The organism is Pseudomonas saxonica (genome assembly GCF_007858365.1).
Lineage (GTDB): Bacteria > Pseudomonadota > Gammaproteobacteria > Pseudomonadales > Pseudomonadaceae > Aquipseudomonas > Aquipseudomonas saxonica.
Map to the genome: position 1 here is coordinate 1 of NZ_VFIO01000010.1, position 22,609 is coordinate 22,609.

Genomic DNA, 22,609 nt, shown 5'->3' on the forward strand with positions numbered 1-22,609 from the left:
ATGGTGAGTGAGTCGATATCGATCTACAACAGCGAGCGTCCGCACCAGTCTTTGAAATACAAAACGCCCGATGCAATGCATCGGGCGTTGGGGTGAAACAGGTGTAAACCTATTTCAGGACTAGACACTGCGATTTGCAAAACCCCCACCTCAGAACGCCAAATCAGCACCCACCTCCAGGTACTCGATACCTTTCTCTGTGTGCCCATCTTGATAGTGTTTGGTCATCTTCGCGTCTGCATGGCCATCAGCGCCTAAATGTATTCCTGCGGGAAGTTCTGCTGCTCATATAGCCAAGCACCCAAAGCGCGGATTTCGTGAAAGGTGGGTCGTTCGGTGGCCGGAATATGGTCATACGCATGCGCCGCGTCCCGGGCCTTGCTGAACTCGTTGCTCAGATAGTTCGGGGTGACTGAGGTCCAGTGAACCTTGGCGGCTATCTGCTCGCGCTTTCGCGCCTTGGGCCGGTAATGGATCAGGTAGGGCGAAGCCACGGGGGAGCGCAAACATTCGCTCACAACCTCTCGTAGGGCTTTGCCCATTTTTATCTGCAAGTGAATCGGGTTGTCATAGCCCTGGGTCTTGCCGGGCGAAACCTTGATCGTGTTGTTCTCAAGGTCCACCGAAGACTTGAGCCACGAAACGATATCGTCATGCCGCTGCAGGCCTGCTGACCAGCGTGCCCGACCTGCACGCCGCGCCGCGTGCCCTTCTGCACCATCGCTACAACAAGAAATCCAGCCGCGACGTGTACGGCGGCATGTGGGCCGATTACACCGTGCTGATATTGCGGCACCAGAAGGTGCATTAACACATCAGCGCCCGCATAGCAGAAAAGGCGTAATACTTTTGGTTTAACTTCGTACAGTCGAATCGGAAAGCGCTGGCATCAATTCTCCAATCCCTCTCCATAGAATCGCCCGGTCATTCATCAGGTTGATAACCGTATGGCTCAAGAGCCTTGGAGCGATTACTGCTGTCCTGCTTGTTACGCCCGGGTATTGAAAGCCAGAGCCTGGGAGAAAGAGCTTAAAAGCAGAGAAGTGCCTTACACCCCCGCGCCGCCACGACCGCCACCCAAACCTGCGCCTCCTCCAAAACTTGAACCGCCGACCAATGGCTGTGTGTTTGCGAAGTCATGCACGCTGCCCAATGGGGTGATCGACCATAAAAATCCGAATGGTTTTGTACCCGTTGAAACATTGGCAGAGTACGGTGCGTATGCGGTATTGGGCACAGTGGGGGCGATCACCACTGAAGGCACCGCGCTGGACTGGATCGGCGGCTCTGGAACTGCTGTTTCACTGGCCAGGCGTTTGGGTGGCAGCCTGGCGCTAAGTACGACTGGTTCAGGAGTGGGTGTAGCCGCGCCTTTTATGGCCGGCGGTGTAAGCGCTATTGATGCCCAATACCACTTCGGCAGACAGCGCCTTTTACAAATCAGAGCACTACGCCCAGCTCACCAAAGGCAACACGCAGGTTCGTATCAACCTTAAATATCTGGACGATGGAGCGGTCAGTGTTTACGGGTTCTACACAGGCAATCAACCGGACTGGAGACAAGTCCCGGTTGTAGCGGCGACCCCCCGTGGTGAGCAACTGGTTGTCGATGTCGGCAACGGTTTGGAAATTATTTGGACTCCAGCCGTCGACACGAATGAAGTACTGGGTATTCCTGCGTTAGAGGCGGCGTCACTAAAGCCTGGTGCATGGGTATTTCCGGCGAACGCGCAAGCTGACAGGATTCTGGAGAATCCAGAGCATCCACCGGAATATCAGGATTTTATAATCTGGTTTCCGACTCACCCGCAGATAGCTGCGATCTATCTGTCACTGAGCCTGCGCTATGCACCGGGTGTGGTATCAGGAACGGGCGAGGATCTTTGGGGGGGGTGGCTTGATCATGCCAGCAGCGGCATGGGTGCACCTCTTCCTAAGGCAGTGGTCGATGTGCTTAGGGGCAAGACGTACAGCAGGTTTGATTCATTCAGGCGTGCGTTTTGGAGGGAGGTTTCGAGGGTTCCTGAACTTGCAGATCAGTTCACTGTTCGCGTTCTTGAGAAGGCACAGAAAGGCAAGGCTCCAACGGTAAAATTTTCCGACAAAGCGGGGAAAAGACATCGTTATGAGCTTCATCATTTAACGCGAATAGTCGATGGTGGGGGCGTTTATGACGTCGATAATATTCGTGTAAATACCCCTAAAAATCACATAGCGCTTCATGAGCAAGAGTAATCATGGAACTTAAAAAAGCGTTGAGCGACTACACTGAGCGTCAGTTCGAACAGTTTGTTCAGGAAATAATTGACGATATTGGTACCGATAACTATCAAGATGAATTGATGTCTCACTTTGATTTTCTTGTAGGTGATATAGGTGGGACAGATTTGATTTTTTATTCTAAGCCCGGTGCGGATGACTCAGCACAAGGCATCACAAAAACTATAAAAATCTGGTGCGAAGCCAACGGTTTACCCGGTTTTAAACCACGATTCTAAGAACCTACCTACCCAATATTTCCCCCGCAAAACCTACAGTGCTGCTTGTTCAAGTTGATTTTAGACATGGACAGACAGCGCTGCGGTCAATAGAAAAGCTATCACATGATCAATGCATTTAGTTTTCTGCCTGTACCTGAGGAGGGTTAATGCCAGCTCGAACAGTAGTCATCGGCTGCCAGCCCTTAGTCGTTCAGATCATTCTGTACGGTGTGCTGGGCGCCCGTTTTGGTCGTGAACACCGGCTGGCAGTGCATTCATGTGCCGAAGCCATTCATGCACTGTGCGTCTCGATCCCCGGCTTTAATCGCTTCCTGCACCTGTCGGAAGAACGCGGCCTGACCTTTGCTGTGTTCCGGGGCAAACAGAACCTGTCCGTGGATGAAATGGACATGCGCTCAGGACGCGCCGAACCGATCCGCATCGCGCCCATCGTTATGGGCCGTAAAGCCGGACTGTTTCAAACCATCGCCGGCACTAAAGCCTGGTGCATGGGTATTTCCGGCGACCGAGCAAGCTGACAGGATTCTGGAGAATCCAGAGCATCCACCGGAATATCAGGATTTTATCATCTGGTTTCCGACCCACCCGCAGATAGCTCCGATCTATCTTTCACTGAACCTGCGCTATGCACCGGGTGTGGTATCAGGAACGGGCGAGGATCTTTGGGGGGGTGTGGCTTGATCATGCCAGCAGCGGCATGGGTGCACCTCTTCCTACGGCAGTGGTGGAAGTGCTTAGGGGCAGGACATACAGCAGGTTTGATTCTTTCAGGCGTGCGTCTTGGAGGGAGGTTTCGAGGGTGCCTGAACTTGCAGATCAACTTGTAGAGAGTAACCTTAAAAATACACAGAAAGGGAACGCACCAATACCCCTAATAGCAGAGTGGTCAGGTAAAAGATCTCGCTTTGATCTATATCACCTCATACGGATAGTCGATGGTGGAGGGGTTTACGATGTAGACAACTTGCGCCTCAACACTCCAAAGAATCACATCAAGTTGCACGAAGGAAAATAACTATGGAACTTAAAGGATCGCTCTCAGATTACACCGAGTTTGAGTTCAAGAGGTTAGCTCAAGAAATAATTGATGTTAATGGTTCTGAGCAATATCAAAATGAACTGTTATATCACTTCAACATGCTGGCTGGAGATGCTGGTGGAACAGATCTGATTTTCTACCCTAAGAAAGGTGCTGACTGCTCAGCAGAAGGCATTATCAAAACCGTTAGTGAATGGTGCGAAGCCAACGGTTTGCCCGGTTTTAAACCACGATTCTGAAAATCAACCTACCCTATATTTTCCCCGCCCATCCTACGGTGCTGCTTTTTCAAGTTGATTTTAGACTTGGACAGGCAACGCTGCGGTCAATAGAAAAGCTAATCACATGATCAATGCATTTAGTTTTCGGCCTGTACCTGAGGAGGGTTAATGCCAGCTCGAACAGTATTCATCGGCTGCCAGCCCTTAGTCGTTCAGATCATTCTGTACGGTGTGTTGGGCGCCCGTTTTGGTCGTGAACACCGGCTGGCAGTGCATTCATGTGCCGAAGCCATTCATGCACTGTGCGTCTCGATCCCCGGCTTTAAACGCTTCCTGCACCTGTCGGAAGAACGCGGCCTGACCTTTGCTGTGTTCCGGGGCAAACAGAACCTGTCCGTAGATGAAATGGACATGCGTTCAGGGCGTGCAGAACCTATCCGCATTGCGCCCATCGTCATGGGCCGTAAAGCCGGACTGTTTCAAACCATCGCCGCCACTAAATGGGTAATTGCACTCCACCTGACCACCCATTTGCATTGCACTTCCCCACTCATTTGCATTCGACTTTACCAGTCGTTTGCATCGAATTTGACCAGCACACTGGGTGGCCCTGACTGGCAGAAGTCGACCCATACGGGCCGGTCGTAGCCGGCAGACACTCACCCAGAGATCAGTTGAGGGGGGTTATGTCACATTGATTCGATCCCGCAGTCGATGATGTCCGACTGAGAAGCCGAGTCAAGGTAAGCGACGAGGTTAGTGATAACGGCGTTTATGGTAAATCTCGCCAGGAATGACTGCGCCTATTTCGGCTCGCGTCCATGTCCTGGCTGATTTCGACTCAGGCTGTGTGAAAACGCCTGCACTGTTTTCACGTTTACGTTGCAACGTAAAATCGGCCAGCGCTTTGGTCTATGCGGACGTAGGCTGCGCTTATAAAACTAGGCGCAACTCACTTAACTGCTGCTGGAGCACGGTTGCCTACCAGTCGACCGGCCAACATGAACGCTATCGGCGACACTACCATGGAAAAGCTGAAAGCTACGGGCCAGGCAATCACTAACGAGCTGATCCAAGCGTCCACCATTGCGGTCGTCAGACCGAGATGAAGCATGGCGAAAAATCCGGTCATTAGGAAGGCCATCATCCCGGAGATGAAAACCTGTGCGGTGATTATTACTTTCTTGCTATGCATGCAGATGTTCCTTTATTAGAACGGGGTGAGCATGGGCAGCAAAAATCACCACCCACAGCATCACCCCCAAATTTGCTAGGGAGATGCCGTGGGTTCTGAAGTCAGACTTTCTCGTAGGATACGAGGGACGGAATAACCACACCGTCCAATAATTTTTCGACGTGAGGATCGTAAGTGCCACCCCGCAGCAGGTCAAGGGTAGCGTTACCGGTTGCCAAGTCGACCAATTTGAATCCACTCTTACGTAGATAACTCGAAATGCCACTTCTGGCCGTTTTTTGCCGGTCAAGGCCACCCAGTGTGCTGGTCAAATTCGATGCAAACGACTGGTCAAGTCGAATGCAAATTGGTGGTCAAGTCCATGCAATTACGCACTAAAGCCTGGTGCATGGGTATTTCCGGCGACCGAGCAAGCTGACAGGATTCTGGATAATCCAGAGCATCCACCGGAATATCAGGATTTTATCATCTAGTTTCCGACCCACCCGCAGATAGCTCCGATCTATCTTTCACTGAACCTGCGCTATGCACCGGGTGTGGTATCAGGAACGGGCGAGGATCTTTGGGGGGTGTGGCTTGATCATGCCAGCAGCGGCATGGGTGCACCTCTTCCTACGGCAGTGGTGGATGTGCTTAGGGGCAGGACATACAGCAGGTTTGATTCATTCAGGCGTGCGTGTTGGAGGGAGGTTTTGAGGGTTCCTGAACTTGCAGATCAGTTTACAGATGATAGCCTTGTGAAGGCACAAAAAGAGAACGCTCCAGCTGTAACTCTTTCCTAAAAGGCAGGGAAAAGATCTCGTTTTGAATTACATCATTTAACTCGAATAGTCGAAGGGGGGGCGGTTTACGACGCCGACAATCTTCGTGTAAATACCCCTAAAAATCACGTGAAGCTTCATGAAGGAGAGTGAGTATGGAGTTTAAAAAAACGCTGAGCGATTACAGCGAGTTTGAATTTAAAAATTTTGTTCAAGAGATGAAAGACGATATTGGTACTGTGACATATCAAGATGAGTTGATGTTTCATTTTGATTCTCTTGTAGGAGAGCTTGGTGGGACAGATTTGATTTTCTACCCTGAACTCGGAGCCGATACATCGGCGCAAGGAGTTACCGAAACAGTCAAAAAGTGGTGCGAAGCCAACGGTTTGCCCGGTTTTAAACCACGATTCTAAGAATCTACCTATCCAATAATCCCCCCGCAAATCCTTCAGTGCTGCTTGTTCAAGTTGATTTTAGACTTGGACAGGCAACGCTGCGGTCAATAGAAAAGCTAATCACATGATCAATGCATTTAGTTTTCTGCCTGTGCCTGAGGAGGGTTAATGCCAGCTCGAACAGTATTCATCGGCCGCCAGCCTTTAGTCGTTCATATCATTCTGTACGGAGTGCTGGACGCTCGTTTTGGCCGGGAACACCGGCTGGCGGTGCATTCCTGCGCCGAACCTATCAGCATTGCGCCCATCGTCATGGGCCGTAAAGCCGGACTGTTTCAAACCATCGCCGGCATTGCGTTGATCGTGGTGGGCGCTATCACCAGCAGTACTACCTCGTCGCAGCGGGTGCAGGCTTGGCGATTGGTGGGGTGGCGACTCTGCGTTCTCCATCTCCCGCAGGCCTACTTGGGCAAGAAGACTCAGGCAACAAAGCCTGTTACGGGCGCTGATCCTTGCGGAGCAGAACAAACGCTTTGCACTGGAGCAATGGCTGGCAGCCAGCGACAAAGCCCATTACCGAGTGCTCAGCGCTGCAAAAACCAATCAAGCCCGTTGCGTGATCGCCTTGTTACTGCTGACCTGCGGTTGTCAGTCCTACTCGATACCCCCGCCACACATGGTAGTGACGGAATGCAAACCGCCTCCGGCACCGGCTGCGTGGTTCATGGAGCCACGAGAGCCCAACTTGCCCCAGCGCATGCTCAACGAATTATCGGAATCACCAGTGAAGCTAATCAAGGACTGATCGCGTTGAGTGCGTGCCAAGCTTATGCAAGGACAGTCAGCCAATGATGCAGCGCGCTTTCTGCCGTAAGATGGCAATATGCCCGCAGGCCGGGGAGGGCATATTATGAAAACAGTCTTATGGTCTTTGATGCTGATCTTGATTGCTGGATGCGCAAACCATCCACTGGATTGTGCAACTGGTTTAATTGCTTGGGATGACTGCCTTCCTGGAACTAAAGGTTATGAAATACGCCAGCAAAGCTTGAAGAATTTGTCTGAGGCCAAGGCTGAGAAAGATTATATGGATGATGCTAAATGCCGTTCATACGGTGCGACCCCGGGTAGTGATGCTTATGTGAACTGCCGTGTTCAGCTAGGGAAGTAAGTCGGAACGATCTTGGGAGTGAGCCAAACTAATAAGCGCTCTAGTCTCATCAAACTTCTGAGCGGTTTTATTTCACTGGATGAATTAGCTCTGGGCCTTGGTTTTTGACATTTCCCACGGCTTTACCCACCGGGTACCATTCAAAGTCTTCTGTAGGTTGGCTGAATTCCAGCGCCAACTCTTCAGCTCGTTCACGCTCAAGCGACTGATCAAGCCATTCGCGGGCATGCTCGGTTGCCAGAACCACGGGCCGGCGATCATGAATATCAACCATCCCTTGATCACTGGCAGCAGTGATAATCACGAAGCCATCACCCTCATGCGGCTCTAAGCCGGGGTGCACCTCGGCCAATGCCGCAAAGAACATGGGCGCTTGGCTCTTGAGACGAATGAAGTACGGTTGCTTCATTTTCGGGTCGTCAGGATCCTTGACCCACTCATACCAACCGTCTGCCATGACTAAAGCGCGGTTGTTTGGCCAAAGCTGTTTGAAGAACTTGCCGGTCGTGACAGTCTCGACTCGTGCATTGATCGGATCTGGTCTTTTGCCTTTGGCCCAGAAGGGCGCCCAGCCCCAACGCACTGGATCAATCCGTAAGTCGTCCTGTTGGTTATGGAGGATATTCACTCGAGTACTGGGCGCGACGTTGTAGCGGGCGATGGGTTGATTGTCATAACCGCTGACGACCAATCTGTCGGTGCCCAGCACCTTCAAATAATCCGCAACGCCCTGGTACTGTACAAATCTCCCGCACATTGTGATGACCTCTTGGCGACAGAGCACTGCTCGAAGCTTAGCCCGCATCAGCATCCCTTCGTCGAAATCTCTGACAGAAGAATTGACCGGAAATCTCCTACGCAGTTAACTGTATGTACATACAGTTAAACAAAAGGCGTGCGTCATGAGCTTCACTTCTCTGGGTCCAATAGCCGAAGGCGGCGTGCGCCTGCCCCTGTGTTCTTTCAAAGTGCCCGCAGGCTTCCCGTCCCCGGCGGCGGATCACATTGAGAAGCAAATTTCTCTCGACGAGCTTCTGAGTATTCGTGCGCCGAGCGTGTACCTGGTCAAGATTGATGGCGACAGCATGCAGGGTGCCGGCATATTTGCAGGCGATCTGGCTGTGGTGGATCGTGCGATTGAACCCGTTCATGGCCATGTCGTGGTAGGAATATTGAATAACGACCCACTGTGCAAGCGGCTGGTTATCCGGGATAGGTCCATAGTCCTGAGGTCAGAGAATTCCAAGTTTCCCGACAGGTACATTTTGGAAGGGGATGAATTCTCAGTTTGGGGTGTGATCACGTATACGGTGCGAAGCCATTTACGATGAAAGTTTGGGGGGGGAGGCGATTTGTCGTTCCAGTTATATTGCGCTGGTTTAGCACAAAGTCCCGTCGAATTTTCCTGACGAATACCATGAAGCCCTAACCAATTACGAGTTGAGAATCTGTTTTAACCAATTACTCAAGTCCTCAAGCTCAGCAGCGCAAATCGTATGCCCCATAAAATAGCTATGCCATGACACCTCATGACCTTGTTTTTGCAGCAGGTTACCTGCGGCAATCGCCAGTCCTGGCAAAATAATAGTGTCTTCTTGGCCGTGAGCTAAAAAAATAGGGGTGTGTCGATTAGCCTCGCTCTGCTCACGTTTAGTCGTGGGCGCTAGCGGTAGGTATCCAGACAAAACGAAAACTCCCCCCAAGCGTTTCTCGAAGCGTATACCTGTCATTAACGATAACGCGCCGCCCTGAGAAAAGCCTCCAATCACTATCCGATGCGGGCTGATTCCACGATCTATTTCTCTTCGTATCAGGCTTTCGTAATAGCGCAGTCCTGCTCTCAGACCTGCTTCATCTTCCTGCTCAACAAAGTTTGCGCTGCGCAAGTCATACCAAGCCGGTAAACGCTCGCCGCCAGCCCAGAGTACCGGCTGTATTGGAGCATTGGGCAAAACCACTCGGACAGCACCCAAATTCTGCAGGTCTAGGTGACGGATGATTGGCTCAAATACACGTCCACTTCCGCCCATGCCGTGCAACAGAATAATTGCAGCTTCAGGACGCAGCCCCGTCACAAATTCAAGCGGCGCACGAACATTCTCGTAATACATCCAGTCACCCCACTTGAAAAAGTACCCTTTGACAAAATATCGATGCTAGGAGTAATTCTTGATAAGTCAAGGATGTGTGGCTATTCACATTTGGAGGCAATTATGAAAATCGAAATTTGGTCTGATTACGCCTGCCCTTACTGCTACATAGGCAAGCGTTACCTTGAGCAGGCCTTAAAAGAGTTCGAGCACGCTGATAGCTTGGAAGTCGTTTACAGAGCTTTCGAATTGGACCCCAGCGCCGCCAAAGAGGCTACAACGACTACGTTAGGTCGAATCGAGCATAAGTATGGAAAAAGCAGGGGCCAAGCGCAGGAAATGATCGACCATATCGTTGCAATGGGAGCGCGTGTCGATTTGGATATGCGTTATGACAGTGTTCGATACACCAATACCTTTGATGCTCACCGACTGACCAAATTCGCGTCCCGGCATGGTAAGGGTTTGGAGATGAACGAAAGGCTGTTTAACGCCTACTTTACCCAGAATCTTCCCCTTGCGGACCATGGTGTATTGATTGAGATTGCCACTGAAATGGGACTGGATCGTGCAGAGACGCAAGCAATGCTGGCATCGGATAGCTTTGCAGAGGATGTTCGAGCGGATGAGCATCGCGCCCACGAGATGGGAATTAGATCTGTGCCACACATGGTAATTGATGGTCAGCACAATTTTGTGGGTGCACAGCCAAAGAGCAATCTACTCACGGCTATTAGAGAGATCTGGGCTGAACAGCAAGCCCGCGAACAGGTGTCTTCAGTAGATGGGATCGTGTGCGACATTGACGGTTGTCGACCCCCCTCATCCTGATACTGTTGGGGTGGCCGTCCACTGATCGTTTTTCTAAAAATAAAGGGTGAGTTGTTAGATCCTCAGATCGGAAGAAAGGCAAACCCCGGCCTCCTTAGATTTACCGGTCTGACTGCAAATCTGCCTCTGGCCGGCAGTTGTGATACCCCAGAGTTTGAGCCTGGCTACTGTATGAAAATACAACTCTAAATTATTGATTTATATAGACTGATTCAGCGATTTCAGGCAGTGATCTAATCAAAAAAAACCTATATAAATCATATGCTTAGCGAACGCACATGATCGCCTTGACATCGTGGAGGTCGTTGGTTCGAGTCCAATCGCGCCTACCAAACAAAATCCGCTCTGCTGGGCGGTATTGAAGGGCTCACCGATAGGCGGGCCCTTTTTTGTTGCTGGGTGGAACACATTTGGTTTACCACCCTGAACCTGGCGTCGATACCTCGACGCAAGGAGTGACTGCAACAGTCAAGAAGTGGGGCGAATCCACAGGCTTGCCCGGTTTCAAATCACAGATTTAAATATTTCCAAAGCCAACGCTTTCCCATTAATCCCACTTCGTTGCGTGCTCAAATTTTTTCAAACTGGGGCAAGCAACCCCGTGGGCGGAAGTAAACGCTTTTCAGAGGTGCAACGGTGCCAACGGGCTACGGCCCAGTACAAGGTCGGCGCCCTTGTCGCCGATGACCACGGTGGTGGCATTGGTGTTGCCACAGATCAGGTTGGGCATGACGGACGCGTCGATCACGCGCAAGCCTTCAATCCCGCGAACACGCAGGTCTGGCGTGCAGACGGCCATAGGGTCGTCGGCGCGGCCCATGCGGCAGGTGCCCACCGGGTGGTAAGCGGTTGTAAGCAGCGGTTGCATCCAGGTCAGCCATTGCTCGTCGCTTTGTACCTGAGGACCGGGTCTTACTTCGGCATCGATGATGTCTGCCATCGCCGGCTGTTGCGCCATGTCTCGTAACCAGCGAAACGACCAGAGCAGTGCGCTGCGATCCCGTGCGTCGTGCAGGTAGTTCATGGTGATTGCCGGGTGCTGGTTCATGTCACGGCTTTTGAGCCGGACGTGGCCGCGTGAGAAGGGGCGGCCTTGCAAGGGGCCCAGGGTCATGCCGTCGAAGGTGTCAGGCTGTGGCGGCTTTTTGCTGTCAGTGTCGGGTTCTCCGGTCATGGGCAGTCCGAACACTTGAATATCGTTATAGGCCAGGTCTGGGGTGCTTTTGAGGTAGCAGCCAAATTGCGCGGGCGCACTCATCATGGGGCCCGTTCTGCGGGTCAGGTACTGAAATACCGATGCGGCCAGGTGAAGGCCGCGAAAGGTATGGTTCATGCCTCGCACGCCTGTTTTGAGCTTCCAGCACAGAGGGGCGCTGACGTGGTCTTGGAGGTTTTCACCCACGCCGGGCATATCCGCGATGACTTCAATGCCCAGTGCTTCCAGCTGTGAAGCGGGGCCGATGCCCGACACCATCAACAATTGTGGGGACTGTAACGCTCCGGCGCACAGCAGCACTTCGCGGCTCGCCTTGACCTGTTGCAGGCTGCCGTCGGGCAGGGTGTATTCCACGCCAGTGGCGCGACGGCCCTCAAACACAATGCGTTGCACCATCGCCCGGGTCACCAGCTTTAAATTGGCGCGGCGCAAGGCGGGTTCGATGGCGTTGCTGGCAATGGAGGAGCGTCGACCCTCGCGTAAATTGACTTGAAAGAAGCCCGCGCCTTGGGCTTTGCCGTCGTTGAAGTCGTTTACCGGTTGCAGGCCTGCTTGTACTGCCGCTGCAAGCATGGCGTGTGATACCGGGTGCACGTGCGGCGGATCGCTGGCCGCCAGCGGGCCGCCTTGTCCATGCCAGGCGTTGCGGATGTGCTGTTGATCTTCGGTGCGCACAAAATGGGGCAGCAGTTCTGGCCAGCTCCAGCCAGTGGCGCCTGCGGTCACCCAGTCTTCGTAATCCTGCGCGTGCCCGCGGATATAGATCATGCCGTTGATGGATGAAGAGCCGCCGACCACTTTGCCTCTGGGCATCATCATGCGGCGCCCGCCCGCGTATTGTTCCGGTTCGGTGGTGTGCATCCAGGAAAACGTTGGGCTGTAGGTCATCGCTCCCCATCCCGCGGGCATATTGACTAGAAAGCGCTTATGACTGCCGCCTGCTTCCAGCACCAGTATGCGGTAGCGTCCGTCTTCGCTCAGGCGTGCGGCCAAAGTGCCTCCCGCCGAGCCGGAGCCCACCACGATGTAGTCAAAGGTGTCGGTCAACGGTAATTCCCTTGCGTGTGTTGAGAGGCGGGCCTGTGTGAGCGAGGCGCGAATCTTTTGATCCTTTCACAGGTGCCGGCTCGCGACTTACCTCGTACGGACTATTTGGGCTTGAGCAAGGGTGGAGGACGAAGGAGGGAGGTAATAGGCGGACACACGAAAGCCCGCATGCAGAATCGTTGAAGATTCAAGTGCGGGTCTTGGGGGATGCGAGGATGTTTCTGGAAAATGGCAGGGGCGGCTGGATTTGAACCAACGCATGGCAGGATCAAAACCTGCTGCCTTACCGCTTGGCGACGCCCCTGTATCTGTTGCAGTGAGTGCTGGCACTCGAGTGACATGTTGCGCTCTTGAGAAGGCTTGTTTGGCTCTCTCTAAGAGTGGGCGGCAATTTACCAACGTTTTACGATTCTGCAAAGCTTTTTTTGAAAAAAATCTCATAAAAACAGCTGCTTAGTCTAAATGCCCGGGTATTGAAGTCCATTTCCCCGAAAAGGACGCTTGCTGCCGTGAAAATTAGGATGTAAATTTTCATGAAATTTAGCGGTAGTAATTTCATGCGTTTGCTCAAGTGTCTTTCATTTGCCCAGAAATCCCCCGGGAGCCGTCATGAGCGAGCATGAGGAAATCGCTGCGCTGGCGATCCTTATCCACGACTTGCGTAAACACAAGAAATTCACGCTCAAGCAGTTGGCAGACAAAATGGGCCGGTCGGTGGGGTTTTTGTCGCAAGTTGAGCGTGGTTTGTCGCAGCCGACGGTGGCTGACCTGACGGCTATCAGTGAAACCCTGGGTGTGCCAACCACCTATTTTTATCGCCAACCAAAGCCCAAACAGTTGCCTTGGGTGACGCGCCCCGATGAGCGCCGCACGCTGTTTTTCGCCAACGGCATTACTGACATTTTGGTGTCGCCGAAAATGGGCGCCGCGTTCTCCATGCTCGAAAGCATTCTGCAAGCTGGAGCCAACAGTGGTGAGCGACCGATGACGGACAGTTCGGAGCAGGGCGGTTACGTCATCGAGGGTCAACTAACGCTGTGGCTGGACGAGGGTGATCCGGTCACGTTGAACATCGGGGACAGTTTTCAATTCGACAGTCATACCCGCTGCCGTTACGCCAATCTGACCGAGCATGTGACACGCGTGCTTTGGGTTTACACCTGACAGGAAGAAACAACCATGATGGATGCTGCGTGCTCTGATCTGCTGGCCGAGGTGCGTGCTTTTCGCCAGCATTACCCCGATGTTCGTTATGTCGATCTTATTTGCCTGGATATTCCGGGGCATTTTTACGGCAAGCGTTACCCGGTGGACATGCTCGAAAAAGTGGCTGCGGGCAGCGTTCTCAAACTGCCGCAGAATTGCGTGCTGCTGGGCACGCAGGGCGGGTTGTTCAATATTGGCGATTACTGTTTTAACGATGGTGACCCCGACGCGGTTCGGCGTCTGGTGCCCGGCACGCTCAAGCCGGTGACGTGGGAGGCGCAGCCCTTGGGCCAGATGCTGATTACCTCCGACGGCACCGAAAAACCTATTGAGTTTGAGCCGCGCGAGGTGTTGGCCCGAGTGCTTGATCGGTTGGCGAGTAAAGGCATTCACCCGGTGGTGGCGTTCGAGCTTGAGTTCTATCTGTTCGATAAACAGTTGCGTGATGGCTTGCCACAGTTCCCGCGAGACGCTCTGACCGGAGACGCCGACGATCAACCGAACATGCACATCGAACGGTTGTCGCGCTTTTCACCGGTGCTCGATGACATGGTGAGCGCGGCGCGGGCTCAAGGTGTTGATGCCACTGTGATCACGGCAGAGTTGGGGCCGGGTCAGTTTGAAATCAATTTCGGACATCTCGACGATGGTTTACGTGCCGCAGATTGGGCGGCGCTGTTTTGCCGCAGCACGCGGGGCGTTGCTCTCAAGCACGGTTTACGCGCCAGTTTCATGGCCAAGCCTTATATGCAGTATCCGGGTAGTGGCATGCATGTTCATGTCAGTCTGTACGACAAGGCGGGCAACAACCTGTTGGCGTCAGATCAGCATCGTCCCCTGCGCCATGCAGTGGCGGGGTGCCTGCAACTGCTGCCCGCGTGCATGCCGATATTCGCGCCTAATCTGAATGCCTTGCGCCGTTTTGGTGGTAACACCAATGTTGCCAATCAGGCCAGTTGGGGCTATGAAGATCGCGATGCCTGCCTGCGGATTCCAGAGTCGGATGACAAAAACCTGCGCATCGAGCACCGTCTGGCGGGCGCCGATGCCAATCCTTATCTGGTGCTGGCAGCGATTTTGGTGGGGCTTGAACAGGGCCTGGCGGCAGGCCAGGAGCCAATTGCCTCACTCAATGAGGATCGCAGCAGCGGCATTGCCTTTCCCCTTGAAATGCTCGAAGGGGTGCGCGCCATGCAAGCTCAGCCGGCGTTGCGAGAAGGCTTGGGTGCAGAGTTTGTCGAGGTGTACTGCGAGAACAAGCGACAGGATCATCTGGCGTTCATGCAGGACATCAGTGTCAGGGAATATCGTTGGTTTTTGTGAGATTGGTCTGAATATTTATATGCATTTTTCAGGCAGCCTTGAATTTCTGCGCTACGCTTCGAAAATTGGCCCTCTTATACGTTGTGAGAGGTCGAACTGGCCTTAGTGATGAGCGTGCAATGCGAAATTTACCGCAAGCCCCCTGTAGTCAAAGGCGTCTGCTGCTGAAGCTGGCCATCTCAGCGCCGGTTCTGGCGCTTTTGGGGCCTTTGGCCGGCTGCTCGCCCAAGCCGGAATTTCGATCGACATTCCTCCAGCTCTGGAAAAGCCATCTGGATCTGCCCCCCGAAGAGTGGCGCCAGCGCATGGCGTTCCTCAAGGAAGTCGGATGTTCCGAATTGGTCTTGCAATGGGTTGGCCAGACCGGCTCCGGGGTTGAAGGTGGCGACTGGATGCTGTCTGACGCCAGCATGCGGGCCCTGCTGGATGCGTGTGCAGAATATGGCTTGCACGTGCGCATAGGCCTGCCTTATGACAATGGCTGGTGGGCGGCCATGGCCTCAGGCGATGAGCAGGCGCTGCCGACCTGGTTCAATAACTCGCTCCAGGCCGCCAGTGCTTACATGCGCGACTCGCCGTGGCCCATGCATCCGCAATTCAGCGGTTGGTACATTCCCTATGAGATCGAGCAATACAGCTGGGTCAGCCCGGCGCGCCAGGAGTTGCTGGGCAACTGGTTGATGGCACTGTCGCAGGTCTCGCAAAAGGCCTGTCAGGGTGTGCCGTCCATTTCTACGTACTTCAGCGTGTTGGAAACCGAGGGCTCCTTGTTGCAGCTATGGCATTCCCTGCTCAAGCGCACCAAATTGCGCGTCATGGTGCAGGACGGGGTAGGCGTGGCAGGTTGGGACAACCTCGACGGGGTGAATCCGCTGATCGCTTATTTGCGTGAGCAGCACGTGCCGTTTGATGTGATCGTCGAGTTGTTCGAGCAATTACCTTCCGAGCGCAGCAAATTCTCCGAATTTACAGCGCGTTCGGCCGATTATTCTCGGGTCAAGCGTCAGTTTGCGTGGGCCAAGGGCACCGGGGCACAGAGCATCGTGGCTTTTGCTATCGAGCCATGGGTGACGGCAGACGATGAGTACGCCAAAGCCCTGAAGGACAAGCTTCTCAACGGCTGGTTCTGAGCCTGACGTGCGGCCCGGACTGACGGGCCACACGCCTGATGTTTACAACGAGCGGCCAATAATTTCGCGCATGATTTCGCTGCTTCCTCCCAGAATTCGCAGCGCCCGTGCATCTGCCCAGGCACGGCCAATGCCGTACTCGGCGCTGTAGCCGTAGCCGCCATGCAGCTGCAACAGGTCATCAAGAATCTGGCCCTGAATCTCGGTCGCGTTGAGCTTGGCCATTGCGGCCGTCACCGGATCGAGGGTGCCTTGTATCAGTTGCAGTGCGCAGTCATCGAGAAACACGCGCAGCATGGTCAGGCGCGATTTGGCGTCGGACAGCACAAAGCGATTGTTCTGGTAGTCAATCACCCGCTTACCGAACACTTTGCGCTCACGGGTGTAGCGCTTCGTCTCTTCGAGCATGCCTTCGGCCGATGCCGCTGCGCGCAAGGCGATGGCCAGGCGTTCGCGGGCCATTTCATGGCCCATGTATTCGAAACCGGCATTAAGTTCGCCCAGCAGGCAGTCTGCCGGTACGCGCACCTGATCGAAGAACAGTTCACAGGTGTCTTGCGCATGCTGGCCAATCTTGAGCATGGCCGGGCCTTTGCTGAAACCGGCCAGGCCTTCTTCCACGCAAAAGAACGACAACCCGCGGGCACCCAAGTCGGGATCGGTGCTGGCGAGCACAATCACCAGCCCTGCATTGACGCCATTGGTGATCCAGGTTTTTTGCCCACTGATGATGAATTCATCGCCGTCGCGAATGGCGCGGGTGCGAATGGCCTTGACGTCGCTGCCGGCGTCGGGCTCGGTCATGGCGATAGCGCCGATCACCTCGCCTCGGGCCATGGAAGGGAGCCAGCGGTCTTTCTGGGCCTGGGTGCCGAGTCGCTCCAGATAAGGCGCGACCATGTCTGAATGGATCGAGAAGCCGATACCCAGACAATTGGCTCGCGCCAGCTCTTCTATCACAACCACAGCGTGGCCAAAGTCACCGCCTGCACCGTAAGGCTCGGGCAGTGAACAGTTGAGCAAGCCGTGTTCGCCTGCTTCTTGCCAGAGCGAGCGCGGAGTGATTCCGTCTTTTTCCCATTGTTGGTAACGCGGCAAGATGCGCTCACTGATAAAGCGTTGAACCTGCTCGCGAAACATTAAATGGTCGTCGCGAAAAATCGTGCGCATCGGTTGTCCTACTTTCCGTAACCTTCGGTGATGGCGAGTTGGCCGCGCAGTACAGGAGCTGCTGCGCTGCCGGTCAAAAATAAGCTGTAGTGGTCGCCGGGCTTGAGGGCAGGCAACGGTAGTTTTTCGGAGGTGACGTTACCGCAGCCCGCACTCAATGATGCACTGACTGGGTTGATACCGCGAGCAACAGTGGCCAGGGGGGCAACATCGGCAAACAAGACGGGGCCGCCATCGGCCACATTCAGGCTGCCTTTGGGGCAGTCACTGGCCAGATTATAAAAGCGCAGTTCGGCTTTCAGGGCGTCCTCGTTACCGTTGCTGTCATCCAGAATCTGGAACTCGCCGTTGTGTTGTACCAGCGTGTTGAAGCTGTCGGGTGCGACTTTCAATTGGCCCGCCGGCTTGCCGTTGAGGCTGACGGCAAAGCTCTGATCGCCCTTGACCACGGTGTAGTTGCTGGCCAGTTGTGCTGGCCCGATGGCTTGTTCCGTGCCATTGCTGACTTGCACCTTGACAGTGTCGGCTGACGGATTGACCACCCGCACAAAGGCCGAGCCTGCGGGCGGGCTGGGCGCATAGAGCTGCGCCAATACGCCTTCGGCAGCCATTGCCGGGCCAGCCAGGCAGGCGCCCAGCACAAGGGTGACGCGCAGCGCGAGGGGTTTCATGATTTCTCCTTGATGGGGCGCATATTGGCTTCTCGATACAGGGCTTCAAGCCGTTTGCGATCAACTTTGTCGGACACGCTGGTGGGGAATTGTCCGCACGCCACCAGTTCGGACGGAATCATATAAGGCGGCAGTCGTGCGCCCAATTGCTCTTTCCAGTCGCTCAATGATTGCGGCAATGGTCCAATGACCCCGGGTTCGAGCGTCTTGGGTGTGGAAACGAACCCAATCATGCGTATCAGCGTGCCATCGGGACGACGCAGAGCGACAGTGGCGGCTGCATGAACGCCATTGAGCCCTGTCAGCGCAGCGTCCACTTCACCCAGCTCAATCCGGTAGCCATTGAGTTTGATCTGATCATCCCGACGGCCATGAAAGTAGACCAGCCCGTGGTCATCGATTTCACCCATATCACCCGTGCGGTAGGCACGTTTGCCGTTGTGCAGGAACAGGCTTTGCTCGGTCAGGTCAGGGCGGCCAAAGTAGCCACGCATGACGTGATCGCCGGCGACACAGATCTCACCGTCGTTGAGAAACACCTCGGCATAGGGTTTGGCGCGGCCGATGGGCAAAGGGTTGCGCGCGCCCGAGAGAGGCCTTTCAATTTCCACCCACGTGGTGGAGCAGGTGGCTTCAGTCGGGCCGTATGAGTTGATGATTCGCGCGCTTGGGAAGCGTGCCCACAGTTGCTCGGCCATAGCCGGTGACAGTGACTCGGCACCAAATACAAACGCCTTCAATTGAGGCAAATGGGCCTCATTGAAGTCGTCGTTGAGGAACTGTTGACGTACAAAGGCCGGTGTTGAGGCCCACACTTGCACACCGTTATCGGCCAGATAACGCACGAAGGCCACAGGATCGGCAATGGTTTCCCGCGGGCAAAGGACGCATGACCCGCCCAAGGCCAGCGCGCCACACAGGTCGAACAGTGAAAAGTCGAAGCTGAACAGCATCTGGTTCATAAACACCGGATGCGGGCCCAGTGCCAGGCACTCGCGGATCCAGCCGGCAAATAGCGCGACGCTGTCACGGCCGATTTGCACGCCCTTGGGTTCGCCGGTGCTGCCCGAGGTGAACATGATGTACGCCAGCCCCGGCTCTGCCAATGGCAAGGGTTCAGCGGCCCCGTCTTCGAAGCGGTTCAGGGCTGCGTTGTAGCATTTCACAGCCGCCACACGGTCGATGATGCGCTTGAGGCGCTCCGGCGGGTTGATACTGTCGACGGGCACGTAGGTCACGCCCATGCGCAAGCAGCCGAGCATGGCGACTACGAATTCGATCTGTTTATGCCCCGAGATCACCAGCGCATATCCGGGTTTTACCCCAGCCGCTGTGGCCCGCGTCTGCCAGGTCTGCGTTGCCTCGGAAAGTTGAGCCCAGCTGATTTGGCGCTCGGCACCGCTCAAGGCAGGCCTGTCAACGAAGTGATCCAGGTCGGCAAATTCACAACGATCAAAGTCAAAGTACATACAGAGCCCCCCAATGTGTACAAAACGCCGTAGCTGTTAAGCGGTAGCGGTAACGTTTTTTGTCCGGTTCTTATTGACAAAGTCGGCCAAGCTTTCAAGCGATTCGAGATGCTCTTCGATTTCAGTCGGTGGAATTTTGCAGCCATATTTATGTTGCACGGCCAGCACGATGTCCACTGCGTTCAAGGAGTCGACGAGCCCGGACTCAACCAGTAAATCGCCTGGTTCTACATGTTTCTGGATAACGTTGAAGGTAATCTGTTCCAGTTCCTTAATGAGGGGTGTCTCGGTTTGAGTGACGGGCGCAGTTTCCACTGGCTTACCAGGTACTGGCTTGATCTCTTCTTGCGGTTTTGGCGTGGGTTTTACCGCCTCAACAGGCTTCGGTGGCGCGACGGGTTTGCTCGGTTGGCCGAAAAAAATCTCGCGTAATTTTTCAAAGAATCCTTTATTAGCCATGACGTGTTGCTCCGTTGGTAAGTGGTTAAAACTGGAAGTACAGGAAGCGCGCTTCTTTATGCAGATTCATCAGGCAAAGCACTAGCAGCAGCGCCATAATCACGAGCCATTTGAATGTAGGTTGCCAGCGCAGGAATGCCAGACTGGCTGGATGCGGTTTATAGAGTGCCGGTGAATAGGTGCCCATGATTTGATGAGAGTTGGGTAAGCACCAGACGATGAAGAGCAAGGCCAGCACATGAAACGCTTCCAGATGACGGCCTATAAACAGACGCCATGCGTCCGCCCACTCAACATTTGCCGGGTACTGCACAAGGGGCAAACTGTCGAAGCCGCGGACCCCGAGCATACCTTGAACCAGGTGCACAGCCTCTTGCGTATTTTCAGCGCGGAAGAAGGCTTGGGCGATGATGACCATGGCAAACGTCAGTAGCACATAACCCGCTTTTTTGAACCAGTTGCTCGTGCGTTCGGCTACTGGAGTACGACCGATCACATAGATTCGCCAGGCATGATTGACTGACAGATAGAAGGCATGGAGCATCCCGAAAATCACATATTGCAGTCCTGCGCCATGCCAGATGCCAGCCAGTCCCATGGTGAAAGCGGTAGGCCACACAATGGTCGAGAAAAAGCCGCCTAATGTTGAGACGCCTTCTATGCCCACCGGCAAATTGTGCTTGCTGCGAAAACGCGACACCATCATGGCCATTGGATAGTACAGATAGGCCGTCAGGTAGCGAGTGAGTGTCATGTGCCAGCGCGCCCAGAAATCAATGATGCTGCTGGCCTTGTAAGGCGAGTTGAAGTTGAGCGGGAAGCGGATGCCGAACATCTTGGCCAGCCCCAGCGCCATGTCCGAGTAGCCGGAGAAGTCGAAGTACAGTTGCAGCGCATAGGCCAGCCCAGTGCCCCAGGCTGACCAGAACTGCAACTCGCCTGGTTGCGCGAAGCCTGCGTCAGCGTAGCCCGCAATGGGGTCGGCCAGCAGCACCTTCTTGGCCAGGCCGATCACAAACAGCATGCCGCCAATGCTGAGGTTCTCGAAGCGGAAGCGGTACGTTTCACGCTTGGCGAACTGCGGCATCATCTCTTTGTGATGAAGGATGGGGCCGGCAATCAAGTGCGGGAAAAACGTCACGAACAGCACATAGCTGAGCAGGCTGCGCTCCTTGACGATGCCGCCCCGGCAGTCCAGCAAGAAGCCGATCTGAGTAAAGGTGAAAAATGAAATGCCCAGCGGCAGGATGATGTCGTCCATGCGCCCGCTGCCAAAGCCCAACTCACCGGCGAAGTTCACCAGGGTTACGAAGTATTTGTAGTGGAAGAGCAATGCGATGTTGGTGGCCACGCCAAAGGTGGTAACCCCCAGTTGCAGTCGCGGCCGGTTTGCGCTGCTGAGAATGCACAGGCTGACGATGTAGTTGAAGGCGATCGACCCCATCAGCAACATCACGAATTGCGGGTTCCACCAGCCATAGAACACCAGCGAGGTGATGCACAACCACACAGCAGCCAGGCGCGGGCTGATGGCGCTGAACAGGTAGTGGGCGGTCAGCGTGACGGGTAGAAAGAGGAATAAAAACAGATATGAGTTAAAGAGCATGGTCGTCCCGTTGCGCTGGCAGAGTGGCCAGCACGGCGCGTTCTTCGGCGCTTAGCGGCAGGGAAAGGGCCATTTCGGAAAACTCCCAAATGACCAGCTTAAGGCTGGCAGGCCAGGCCTCTCGTTTTTTGAGGGAGGCCAGTAACGCGCCGCTGAATTGGCCGCCGTCCATGCTTTGGTTCCAGATTTGCTGGCCCAGCTGCTGGCTCAGACGTTCGCCAAACTCACTGCGTCGCCCGTTTGAGCTGCCCACCAGCAGCACTTGCACTTCGGGTGTTTCGTCCAGAAGGCCACCGCTGCGCACCGGTTCGATGCTGACCGGGCTGGCATTGTCCAGGGGTGGGCGCCAATCAGGCGCCGCATGCTCAAGGCCCGCCAGGGTGATCAGGTCACCCATGCGTGGAACGGCAGGGCTTGGCGGGGATACCTTAAACGTCTGGGTGCCCTTGCTGCCCAGCAAGGGCAGCGCCTGTTTGGCCACCACTTCGGCTGCGGCTTGCGCCCCGACGGCTGTCATATGCACGTCAGTGTGGAAAAAACGCGGTTCTTCGCCTTGCGCCAGCGCGGGATACAGGTCGGCATAGGGCACGCCGTCTTGTTGCAGAAGGTCCTGCCACTGTTGCAGGCGCGCTTGCATCACCGGGCTTTGCTCCAGCCCGCACAGGCCTTCGGTCTGGATGCGCGACTTGTCGGGCACGGTCACCACCAGCACTTTGAGGCCTTGACGGTTCAAGTCGCTGATCCAGTGCCGCATGAGCCGAACACGTGCTTCATACGCGTCGGTGACACCCGCTTGCGGGCGCAAGCCGTCGCGGTAATACAGCCATTGCGGGCACCCTTGAACCACTTGGCTGCCCAAGTCGCCCAGCACTCGATAGCGTACGGCGGAGGTGATGGTATCGGCCTCGTCCTGCAGCGGAAATTTCATGACGCGGCCCAATACCTGGCCTGCCGAACCATCGACCCAGGCCGAAGGTTTGAGTTGCCCCGGCTCCAATTTGGCGTGGTACAGCATCCAGACGCCGACTCCAAACCCGACTGTCAGCAGGGCGATGAGTGCGACGCCACTTCGGCGATGCGAGACCGGTAACTGCTCATTGGCCAT

Annotated in this window: 29 protein-coding genes, 1 tRNA gene and 2 pseudogenes; 20 read left to right on the top strand and 12 right to left on the bottom strand. The window is 54.7% G+C overall.

Translation table 11 applies throughout. The annotated features are described in order from the left end of the window. Positions 1-124 (top strand): annotated as a pseudogene (locus FJD38_RS19800) (integrase core domain-containing protein); the annotation flags it as partial. A 130-nt stretch (positions 125-254) separates the two neighbouring features. On the opposite strand, the gene FJD38_RS19805 reads toward FJD38_RS19800, so the two are convergent. After that, complete coding sequence (locus tag FJD38_RS19805; protein WP_244302770.1) at positions 255-623, bottom strand: site-specific integrase; 369 nt, start codon at positions 621-623, stop codon at positions 255-257. A 56-nt stretch (positions 624-679) separates the two neighbouring features. Between FJD38_RS19805 and FJD38_RS25030 the strand changes: the two genes are divergently transcribed. The 9 genes from FJD38_RS25030 (at position 680) to FJD38_RS19840 (ending at position 4,409) form a co-directional block, all read left to right on the top strand. Then, positions 680-811 (top strand): hypothetical protein, encoded by a 132-nt coding sequence (locus FJD38_RS25030; protein ID WP_280116035.1) that lies wholly within the window; start codon positions 680-682, stop codon positions 809-811. Positions 812-947: 136 nt separating this feature from the next. Continuing rightward, positions 948-1,496 (top strand): hypothetical protein, encoded by a 549-nt coding sequence (locus tag FJD38_RS24840; RefSeq protein ID WP_244302771.1) that lies wholly within the window; start codon positions 948-950, stop codon positions 1,494-1,496. Then, the gene (locus FJD38_RS24845) at positions 1,402-2,235 is read left to right on the top strand and encodes an S-type pyocin domain-containing protein (protein WP_244302772.1); all 834 of its coding nucleotides are present in this window, start codon (positions 1,402-1,404) and stop codon (positions 2,233-2,235) included. Before FJD38_RS24840 ends, FJD38_RS24845 begins: the two co-directional genes overlap by 95 nt. Before the next feature lie 2 nt (positions 2,236-2,237). After that, positions 2,238-2,498, top strand: coding sequence for a bacteriocin immunity protein (locus FJD38_RS19820; protein ID WP_146387048.1), 261 nt, complete (start codon positions 2,238-2,240; stop codon positions 2,496-2,498). Positions 2,499-2,647: 149 nt separating this feature from the next. Further along, the gene (locus FJD38_RS19825; protein WP_146387050.1) at positions 2,648-3,019 is read left to right on the top strand and encodes a tail assembly protein; all 372 of its coding nucleotides are present in this window, start codon (positions 2,648-2,650) and stop codon (positions 3,017-3,019) included. Positions 3,020-3,026: 7 nt separating this feature from the next. Beyond that, complete coding sequence (locus tag FJD38_RS24850) at positions 3,027-3,182, top strand: hypothetical protein (RefSeq protein ID WP_341874143.1); 156 nt, start codon at positions 3,027-3,029, stop codon at positions 3,180-3,182. After that, a complete protein-coding gene (locus FJD38_RS25180; protein WP_122786137.1) occupies positions 3,127-3,516 on the top strand; it encodes a hypothetical protein in 390 nt (129 codons plus the stop codon). The genes FJD38_RS24850 and FJD38_RS25180 overlap by 56 nt, the downstream gene beginning before the upstream one ends. 2 nt (positions 3,517-3,518) lie before the next feature. Beyond that, positions 3,519-3,779, top strand: coding sequence for a bacteriocin immunity protein (locus tag FJD38_RS19835; RefSeq protein ID WP_146387052.1), 261 nt, complete (start codon positions 3,519-3,521; stop codon positions 3,777-3,779). A gap of 150 nt (positions 3,780-3,929) precedes the next feature. Next, the gene (locus FJD38_RS19840; protein WP_146387054.1) at positions 3,930-4,409 is read left to right on the top strand and encodes a tail assembly protein; all 480 of its coding nucleotides are present in this window, start codon (positions 3,930-3,932) and stop codon (positions 4,407-4,409) included. Between the two features lie 304 nt (positions 4,410-4,713). Here the strand turns inward: FJD38_RS19840 and FJD38_RS19845 are convergent, their stop codons facing one another. Beyond that, entirely contained in the window at positions 4,714-4,956 is a 243-nt protein-coding gene (locus tag FJD38_RS19845) for a DUF2798 domain-containing protein (protein WP_122786134.1), read from the bottom strand. A gap of 536 nt (positions 4,957-5,492) precedes the next feature. On the opposite strand from FJD38_RS19845, the pseudogene FJD38_RS25185 reads away from it, so the two are divergent. The 4 genes and pseudogenes from FJD38_RS25185 (at position 5,493) to FJD38_RS19870 (ending at position 7,286) form a co-directional block, all read left to right on the top strand. Further along, positions 5,493-5,870 (top strand): annotated as a pseudogene (locus FJD38_RS25185) (hypothetical protein). A gap of 2 nt (positions 5,871-5,872) precedes the next feature. Beyond that, positions 5,873-6,133 carry a bacteriocin immunity protein gene (locus tag FJD38_RS19860; protein WP_146387058.1) on the top strand — a complete coding sequence of 87 codons (261 nt, stop codon included), beginning with the start codon at positions 5,873-5,875 and terminating at the stop codon, positions 6,131-6,133. A gap of 150 nt (positions 6,134-6,283) precedes the next feature. Then, positions 6,284-6,967 (top strand): tail assembly protein, encoded by a 684-nt coding sequence (locus FJD38_RS25070; RefSeq protein WP_208727531.1) that lies wholly within the window; start codon positions 6,284-6,286, stop codon positions 6,965-6,967. A 58-nt stretch (positions 6,968-7,025) separates the two neighbouring features. Then, on the top strand, positions 7,026-7,286 hold the full coding sequence (locus tag FJD38_RS19870) for a hypothetical protein (RefSeq protein WP_167654291.1): 261 nt from the start codon (positions 7,026-7,028) through the stop codon (positions 7,284-7,286). A gap of 67 nt (positions 7,287-7,353) precedes the next feature. Here the strand turns inward: FJD38_RS19870 and FJD38_RS19875 are convergent, their stop codons facing one another. Beyond that, positions 7,354-8,043 carry an SOS response-associated peptidase family protein gene (locus tag FJD38_RS19875; RefSeq protein ID WP_146387062.1) on the bottom strand — a complete coding sequence of 230 codons (690 nt, stop codon included), beginning with the start codon at positions 8,041-8,043 and terminating at the stop codon, positions 7,354-7,356. Between the two features lie 145 nt (positions 8,044-8,188). Between FJD38_RS19875 and FJD38_RS19880 the strand changes: the two genes are divergently transcribed. Continuing rightward, the gene (locus tag FJD38_RS19880; protein WP_146387064.1) at positions 8,189-8,617 is read left to right on the top strand and encodes a LexA family protein; all 429 of its coding nucleotides are present in this window, start codon (positions 8,189-8,191) and stop codon (positions 8,615-8,617) included. A 102-nt stretch (positions 8,618-8,719) separates the two neighbouring features. On the opposite strand, the gene FJD38_RS19885 is transcribed toward FJD38_RS19880, so the two are convergent. After that, the gene (locus FJD38_RS19885; RefSeq protein WP_146387066.1) at positions 8,720-9,397 is read right to left on the bottom strand and encodes an alpha/beta hydrolase; all 678 of its coding nucleotides are present in this window, start codon (positions 9,395-9,397) and stop codon (positions 8,720-8,722) included. Positions 9,398-9,499: 102 nt separating this feature from the next. Between FJD38_RS19885 and FJD38_RS19890 the strand changes: the two genes are divergently transcribed. Together FJD38_RS19890 and FJD38_RS19895 are read left to right on the top strand one after the other, a co-directional pair. Then, positions 9,500-10,207, top strand: coding sequence for a DsbA family oxidoreductase (locus FJD38_RS19890; protein WP_146387068.1), 708 nt, complete (start codon positions 9,500-9,502; stop codon positions 10,205-10,207). A gap of 410 nt (positions 10,208-10,617) precedes the next feature. Beyond that, positions 10,618-10,728: a bacteriocin immunity protein gene (locus FJD38_RS19895; RefSeq protein ID WP_240891907.1), complete on the top strand. Its 111-nt coding sequence runs from the start codon at positions 10,618-10,620 to the stop codon at positions 10,726-10,728. Between the two features lie 101 nt (positions 10,729-10,829). On the opposite strand, the gene FJD38_RS19900 is transcribed toward FJD38_RS19895, so the two are convergent. Together FJD38_RS19900 and FJD38_RS19905 are read right to left on the bottom strand one after the other, a co-directional pair. Beyond that, positions 10,830-12,470 carry a GMC family oxidoreductase gene (locus tag FJD38_RS19900; RefSeq protein WP_146387069.1) on the bottom strand — a complete coding sequence of 547 codons (1,641 nt, stop codon included), beginning with the start codon at positions 12,468-12,470 and terminating at the stop codon, positions 10,830-10,832. Between the two features lie 229 nt (positions 12,471-12,699). Continuing rightward, a tRNA-Gln gene (locus FJD38_RS19905) sits at positions 12,700-12,774 on the bottom strand. Between the two features lie 305 nt (positions 12,775-13,079). Between FJD38_RS19905 and FJD38_RS19910 the strand changes: the two genes are divergently transcribed. From FJD38_RS19910 to FJD38_RS19920, 3 genes are all read left to right on the top strand, one after another. Next, a complete protein-coding gene (locus FJD38_RS19910) occupies positions 13,080-13,634 on the top strand; it encodes a helix-turn-helix domain-containing protein (protein ID WP_146387071.1) in 555 nt (184 codons plus the stop codon). 18 nt (positions 13,635-13,652) lie between these two features. Next, the gene (locus tag FJD38_RS19915) at positions 13,653-14,999 is read left to right on the top strand and encodes a glutamine synthetase family protein (protein ID WP_146387189.1); all 1,347 of its coding nucleotides are present in this window, start codon (positions 13,653-13,655) and stop codon (positions 14,997-14,999) included. Positions 15,000-15,118: 119 nt separating this feature from the next. Continuing rightward, the gene (locus FJD38_RS19920) at positions 15,119-16,129 is read left to right on the top strand and encodes a DUF4434 domain-containing protein (protein ID WP_122786124.1); all 1,011 of its coding nucleotides are present in this window, start codon (positions 15,119-15,121) and stop codon (positions 16,127-16,129) included. 42 nt (positions 16,130-16,171) lie between these two features. Here FJD38_RS19920 and FJD38_RS19925 read toward each other — a convergent pair whose 3' ends face one another. The 6 genes from FJD38_RS19925 to FJD38_RS19950 are packed head-to-tail and all read right to left on the bottom strand — an operon-like array spanning position 16,172 to position 22,609. Next, positions 16,172-17,299, bottom strand: a complete 1,128-nt coding sequence (locus tag FJD38_RS19925; protein WP_146387073.1) for an acyl-CoA dehydrogenase family protein — start codon at positions 17,297-17,299, stop codon at positions 16,172-16,174. An 8-nt stretch (positions 17,300-17,307) separates the two neighbouring features. After that, positions 17,308-17,970 (bottom strand): alginate O-acetyltransferase AlgF, encoded by a 663-nt coding sequence (locus FJD38_RS19930; RefSeq protein WP_146387075.1) that lies wholly within the window; start codon positions 17,968-17,970, stop codon positions 17,308-17,310. Beyond that, complete coding sequence (locus FJD38_RS19935) at positions 17,967-19,439, bottom strand: AMP-binding protein (protein ID WP_146387077.1); 1,473 nt, start codon at positions 19,437-19,439, stop codon at positions 17,967-17,969. The genes FJD38_RS19930 and FJD38_RS19935 overlap by 4 nt, the downstream gene beginning before the upstream one ends. 36 nt (positions 19,440-19,475) lie before the next feature. Then, on the bottom strand, positions 19,476-19,898 hold the full coding sequence (locus FJD38_RS24685) for an acyl carrier protein (protein WP_208727532.1): 423 nt from the start codon (positions 19,896-19,898) through the stop codon (positions 19,476-19,478). Between the two features lie 25 nt (positions 19,899-19,923). Continuing rightward, entirely contained in the window at positions 19,924-21,504 is a 1,581-nt protein-coding gene (locus FJD38_RS19945) for an MBOAT family O-acyltransferase (protein WP_122786120.1), read from the bottom strand. Continuing rightward, on the bottom strand, positions 21,494-22,609 hold the full coding sequence (locus tag FJD38_RS19950; RefSeq protein ID WP_199751021.1) for an alginate O-acetyltransferase AlgX-related protein: 1,116 nt from the start codon (positions 22,607-22,609) through the stop codon (positions 21,494-21,496). The genes FJD38_RS19945 and FJD38_RS19950 overlap by 11 nt, the downstream gene beginning before the upstream one ends.

Bases quoted from the DNA above. Each gene is read 5' to 3' on its own strand.
- FJD38_RS19860 (WP_146387058.1), top strand. From the start codon at position 5,873: ATGGAGTTTAAAAAAACGCTGAGCGATTACAGCGAGTTTGAATTTAAA.
- FJD38_RS19915 (WP_146387189.1), top strand. From the start codon at position 13,653: ATGGATGCTGCGTGCTCTGATCTGCTGGCCGAGGTGCGTGCTTTTCGC.
- FJD38_RS19880 (WP_146387064.1), top strand. From the start codon at position 8,189: ATGAGCTTCACTTCTCTGGGTCCAATAGCCGAAGGCGGCGTGCGCCTG.
- FJD38_RS19890 (WP_146387068.1), top strand. From the start codon at position 9,500: ATGAAAATCGAAATTTGGTCTGATTACGCCTGCCCTTACTGCTACATA.
- FJD38_RS19945 (WP_122786120.1), bottom strand. From the start codon at position 21,504: ATGCTCTTTAACTCATATCTGTTTTTATTCCTCTTTCTACCCGTCACG.
- FJD38_RS19825 (WP_146387050.1), top strand. From the start codon at position 2,648: ATGCCAGCTCGAACAGTAGTCATCGGCTGCCAGCCCTTAGTCGTTCAG.
- FJD38_RS24685 (WP_208727532.1), bottom strand. From the start codon at position 19,898: ATGGCTAATAAAGGATTCTTTGAAAAATTACGCGAGATTTTTTTCGGC.
- FJD38_RS19885 (WP_146387066.1), bottom strand. From the start codon at position 9,397: ATGTATTACGAGAATGTTCGTGCGCCGCTTGAATTTGTGACGGGGCTG.
- FJD38_RS24840 (WP_244302771.1), top strand. From the start codon at position 948: ATGGCTCAAGAGCCTTGGAGCGATTACTGCTGTCCTGCTTGTTACGCC.
- FJD38_RS19835 (WP_146387052.1), top strand. From the start codon at position 3,519: ATGGAACTTAAAGGATCGCTCTCAGATTACACCGAGTTTGAGTTCAAG.
- FJD38_RS19875 (WP_146387062.1), bottom strand. From the start codon at position 8,043: ATGTGCGGGAGATTTGTACAGTACCAGGGCGTTGCGGATTATTTGAAG.
- FJD38_RS19845 (WP_122786134.1), bottom strand. From the start codon at position 4,956: ATGCATAGCAAGAAAGTAATAATCACCGCACAGGTTTTCATCTCCGGG.
- FJD38_RS19840 (WP_146387054.1), top strand. From the start codon at position 3,930: ATGCCAGCTCGAACAGTATTCATCGGCTGCCAGCCCTTAGTCGTTCAG.
- FJD38_RS19920 (WP_122786124.1), top strand. From the start codon at position 15,119: ATGCGAAATTTACCGCAAGCCCCCTGTAGTCAAAGGCGTCTGCTGCTG.
- FJD38_RS19870 (WP_167654291.1), top strand. From the start codon at position 7,026: ATGAAAACAGTCTTATGGTCTTTGATGCTGATCTTGATTGCTGGATGC.
- FJD38_RS19930 (WP_146387075.1), bottom strand. From the start codon at position 17,970: ATGAAACCCCTCGCGCTGCGCGTCACCCTTGTGCTGGGCGCCTGCCTG.
- FJD38_RS19925 (WP_146387073.1), bottom strand. From the start codon at position 17,299: ATGCGCACGATTTTTCGCGACGACCATTTAATGTTTCGCGAGCAGGTT.
- FJD38_RS25070 (WP_208727531.1), top strand. From the start codon at position 6,284: ATGCCAGCTCGAACAGTATTCATCGGCCGCCAGCCTTTAGTCGTTCAT.
- FJD38_RS19910 (WP_146387071.1), top strand. From the start codon at position 13,080: ATGAGCGAGCATGAGGAAATCGCTGCGCTGGCGATCCTTATCCACGAC.
- FJD38_RS25180 (WP_122786137.1), top strand. From the start codon at position 3,127: ATGCACCGGGTGTGGTATCAGGAACGGGCGAGGATCTTTGGGGGGGTG.
- FJD38_RS19820 (WP_146387048.1), top strand. From the start codon at position 2,238: ATGGAACTTAAAAAAGCGTTGAGCGACTACACTGAGCGTCAGTTCGAA.
- FJD38_RS19950 (WP_199751021.1), bottom strand. From the start codon at position 22,609: ATGGCCAATGAGCAGTTACCGGTCTCGCATCGCCGAAGTGGCGTCGCA.
- FJD38_RS19935 (WP_146387077.1), bottom strand. From the start codon at position 19,439: ATGTACTTTGACTTTGATCGTTGTGAATTTGCCGACCTGGATCACTTC.
- FJD38_RS24845 (WP_244302772.1), top strand. From the start codon at position 1,402: ATGCCCAATACCACTTCGGCAGACAGCGCCTTTTACAAATCAGAGCAC.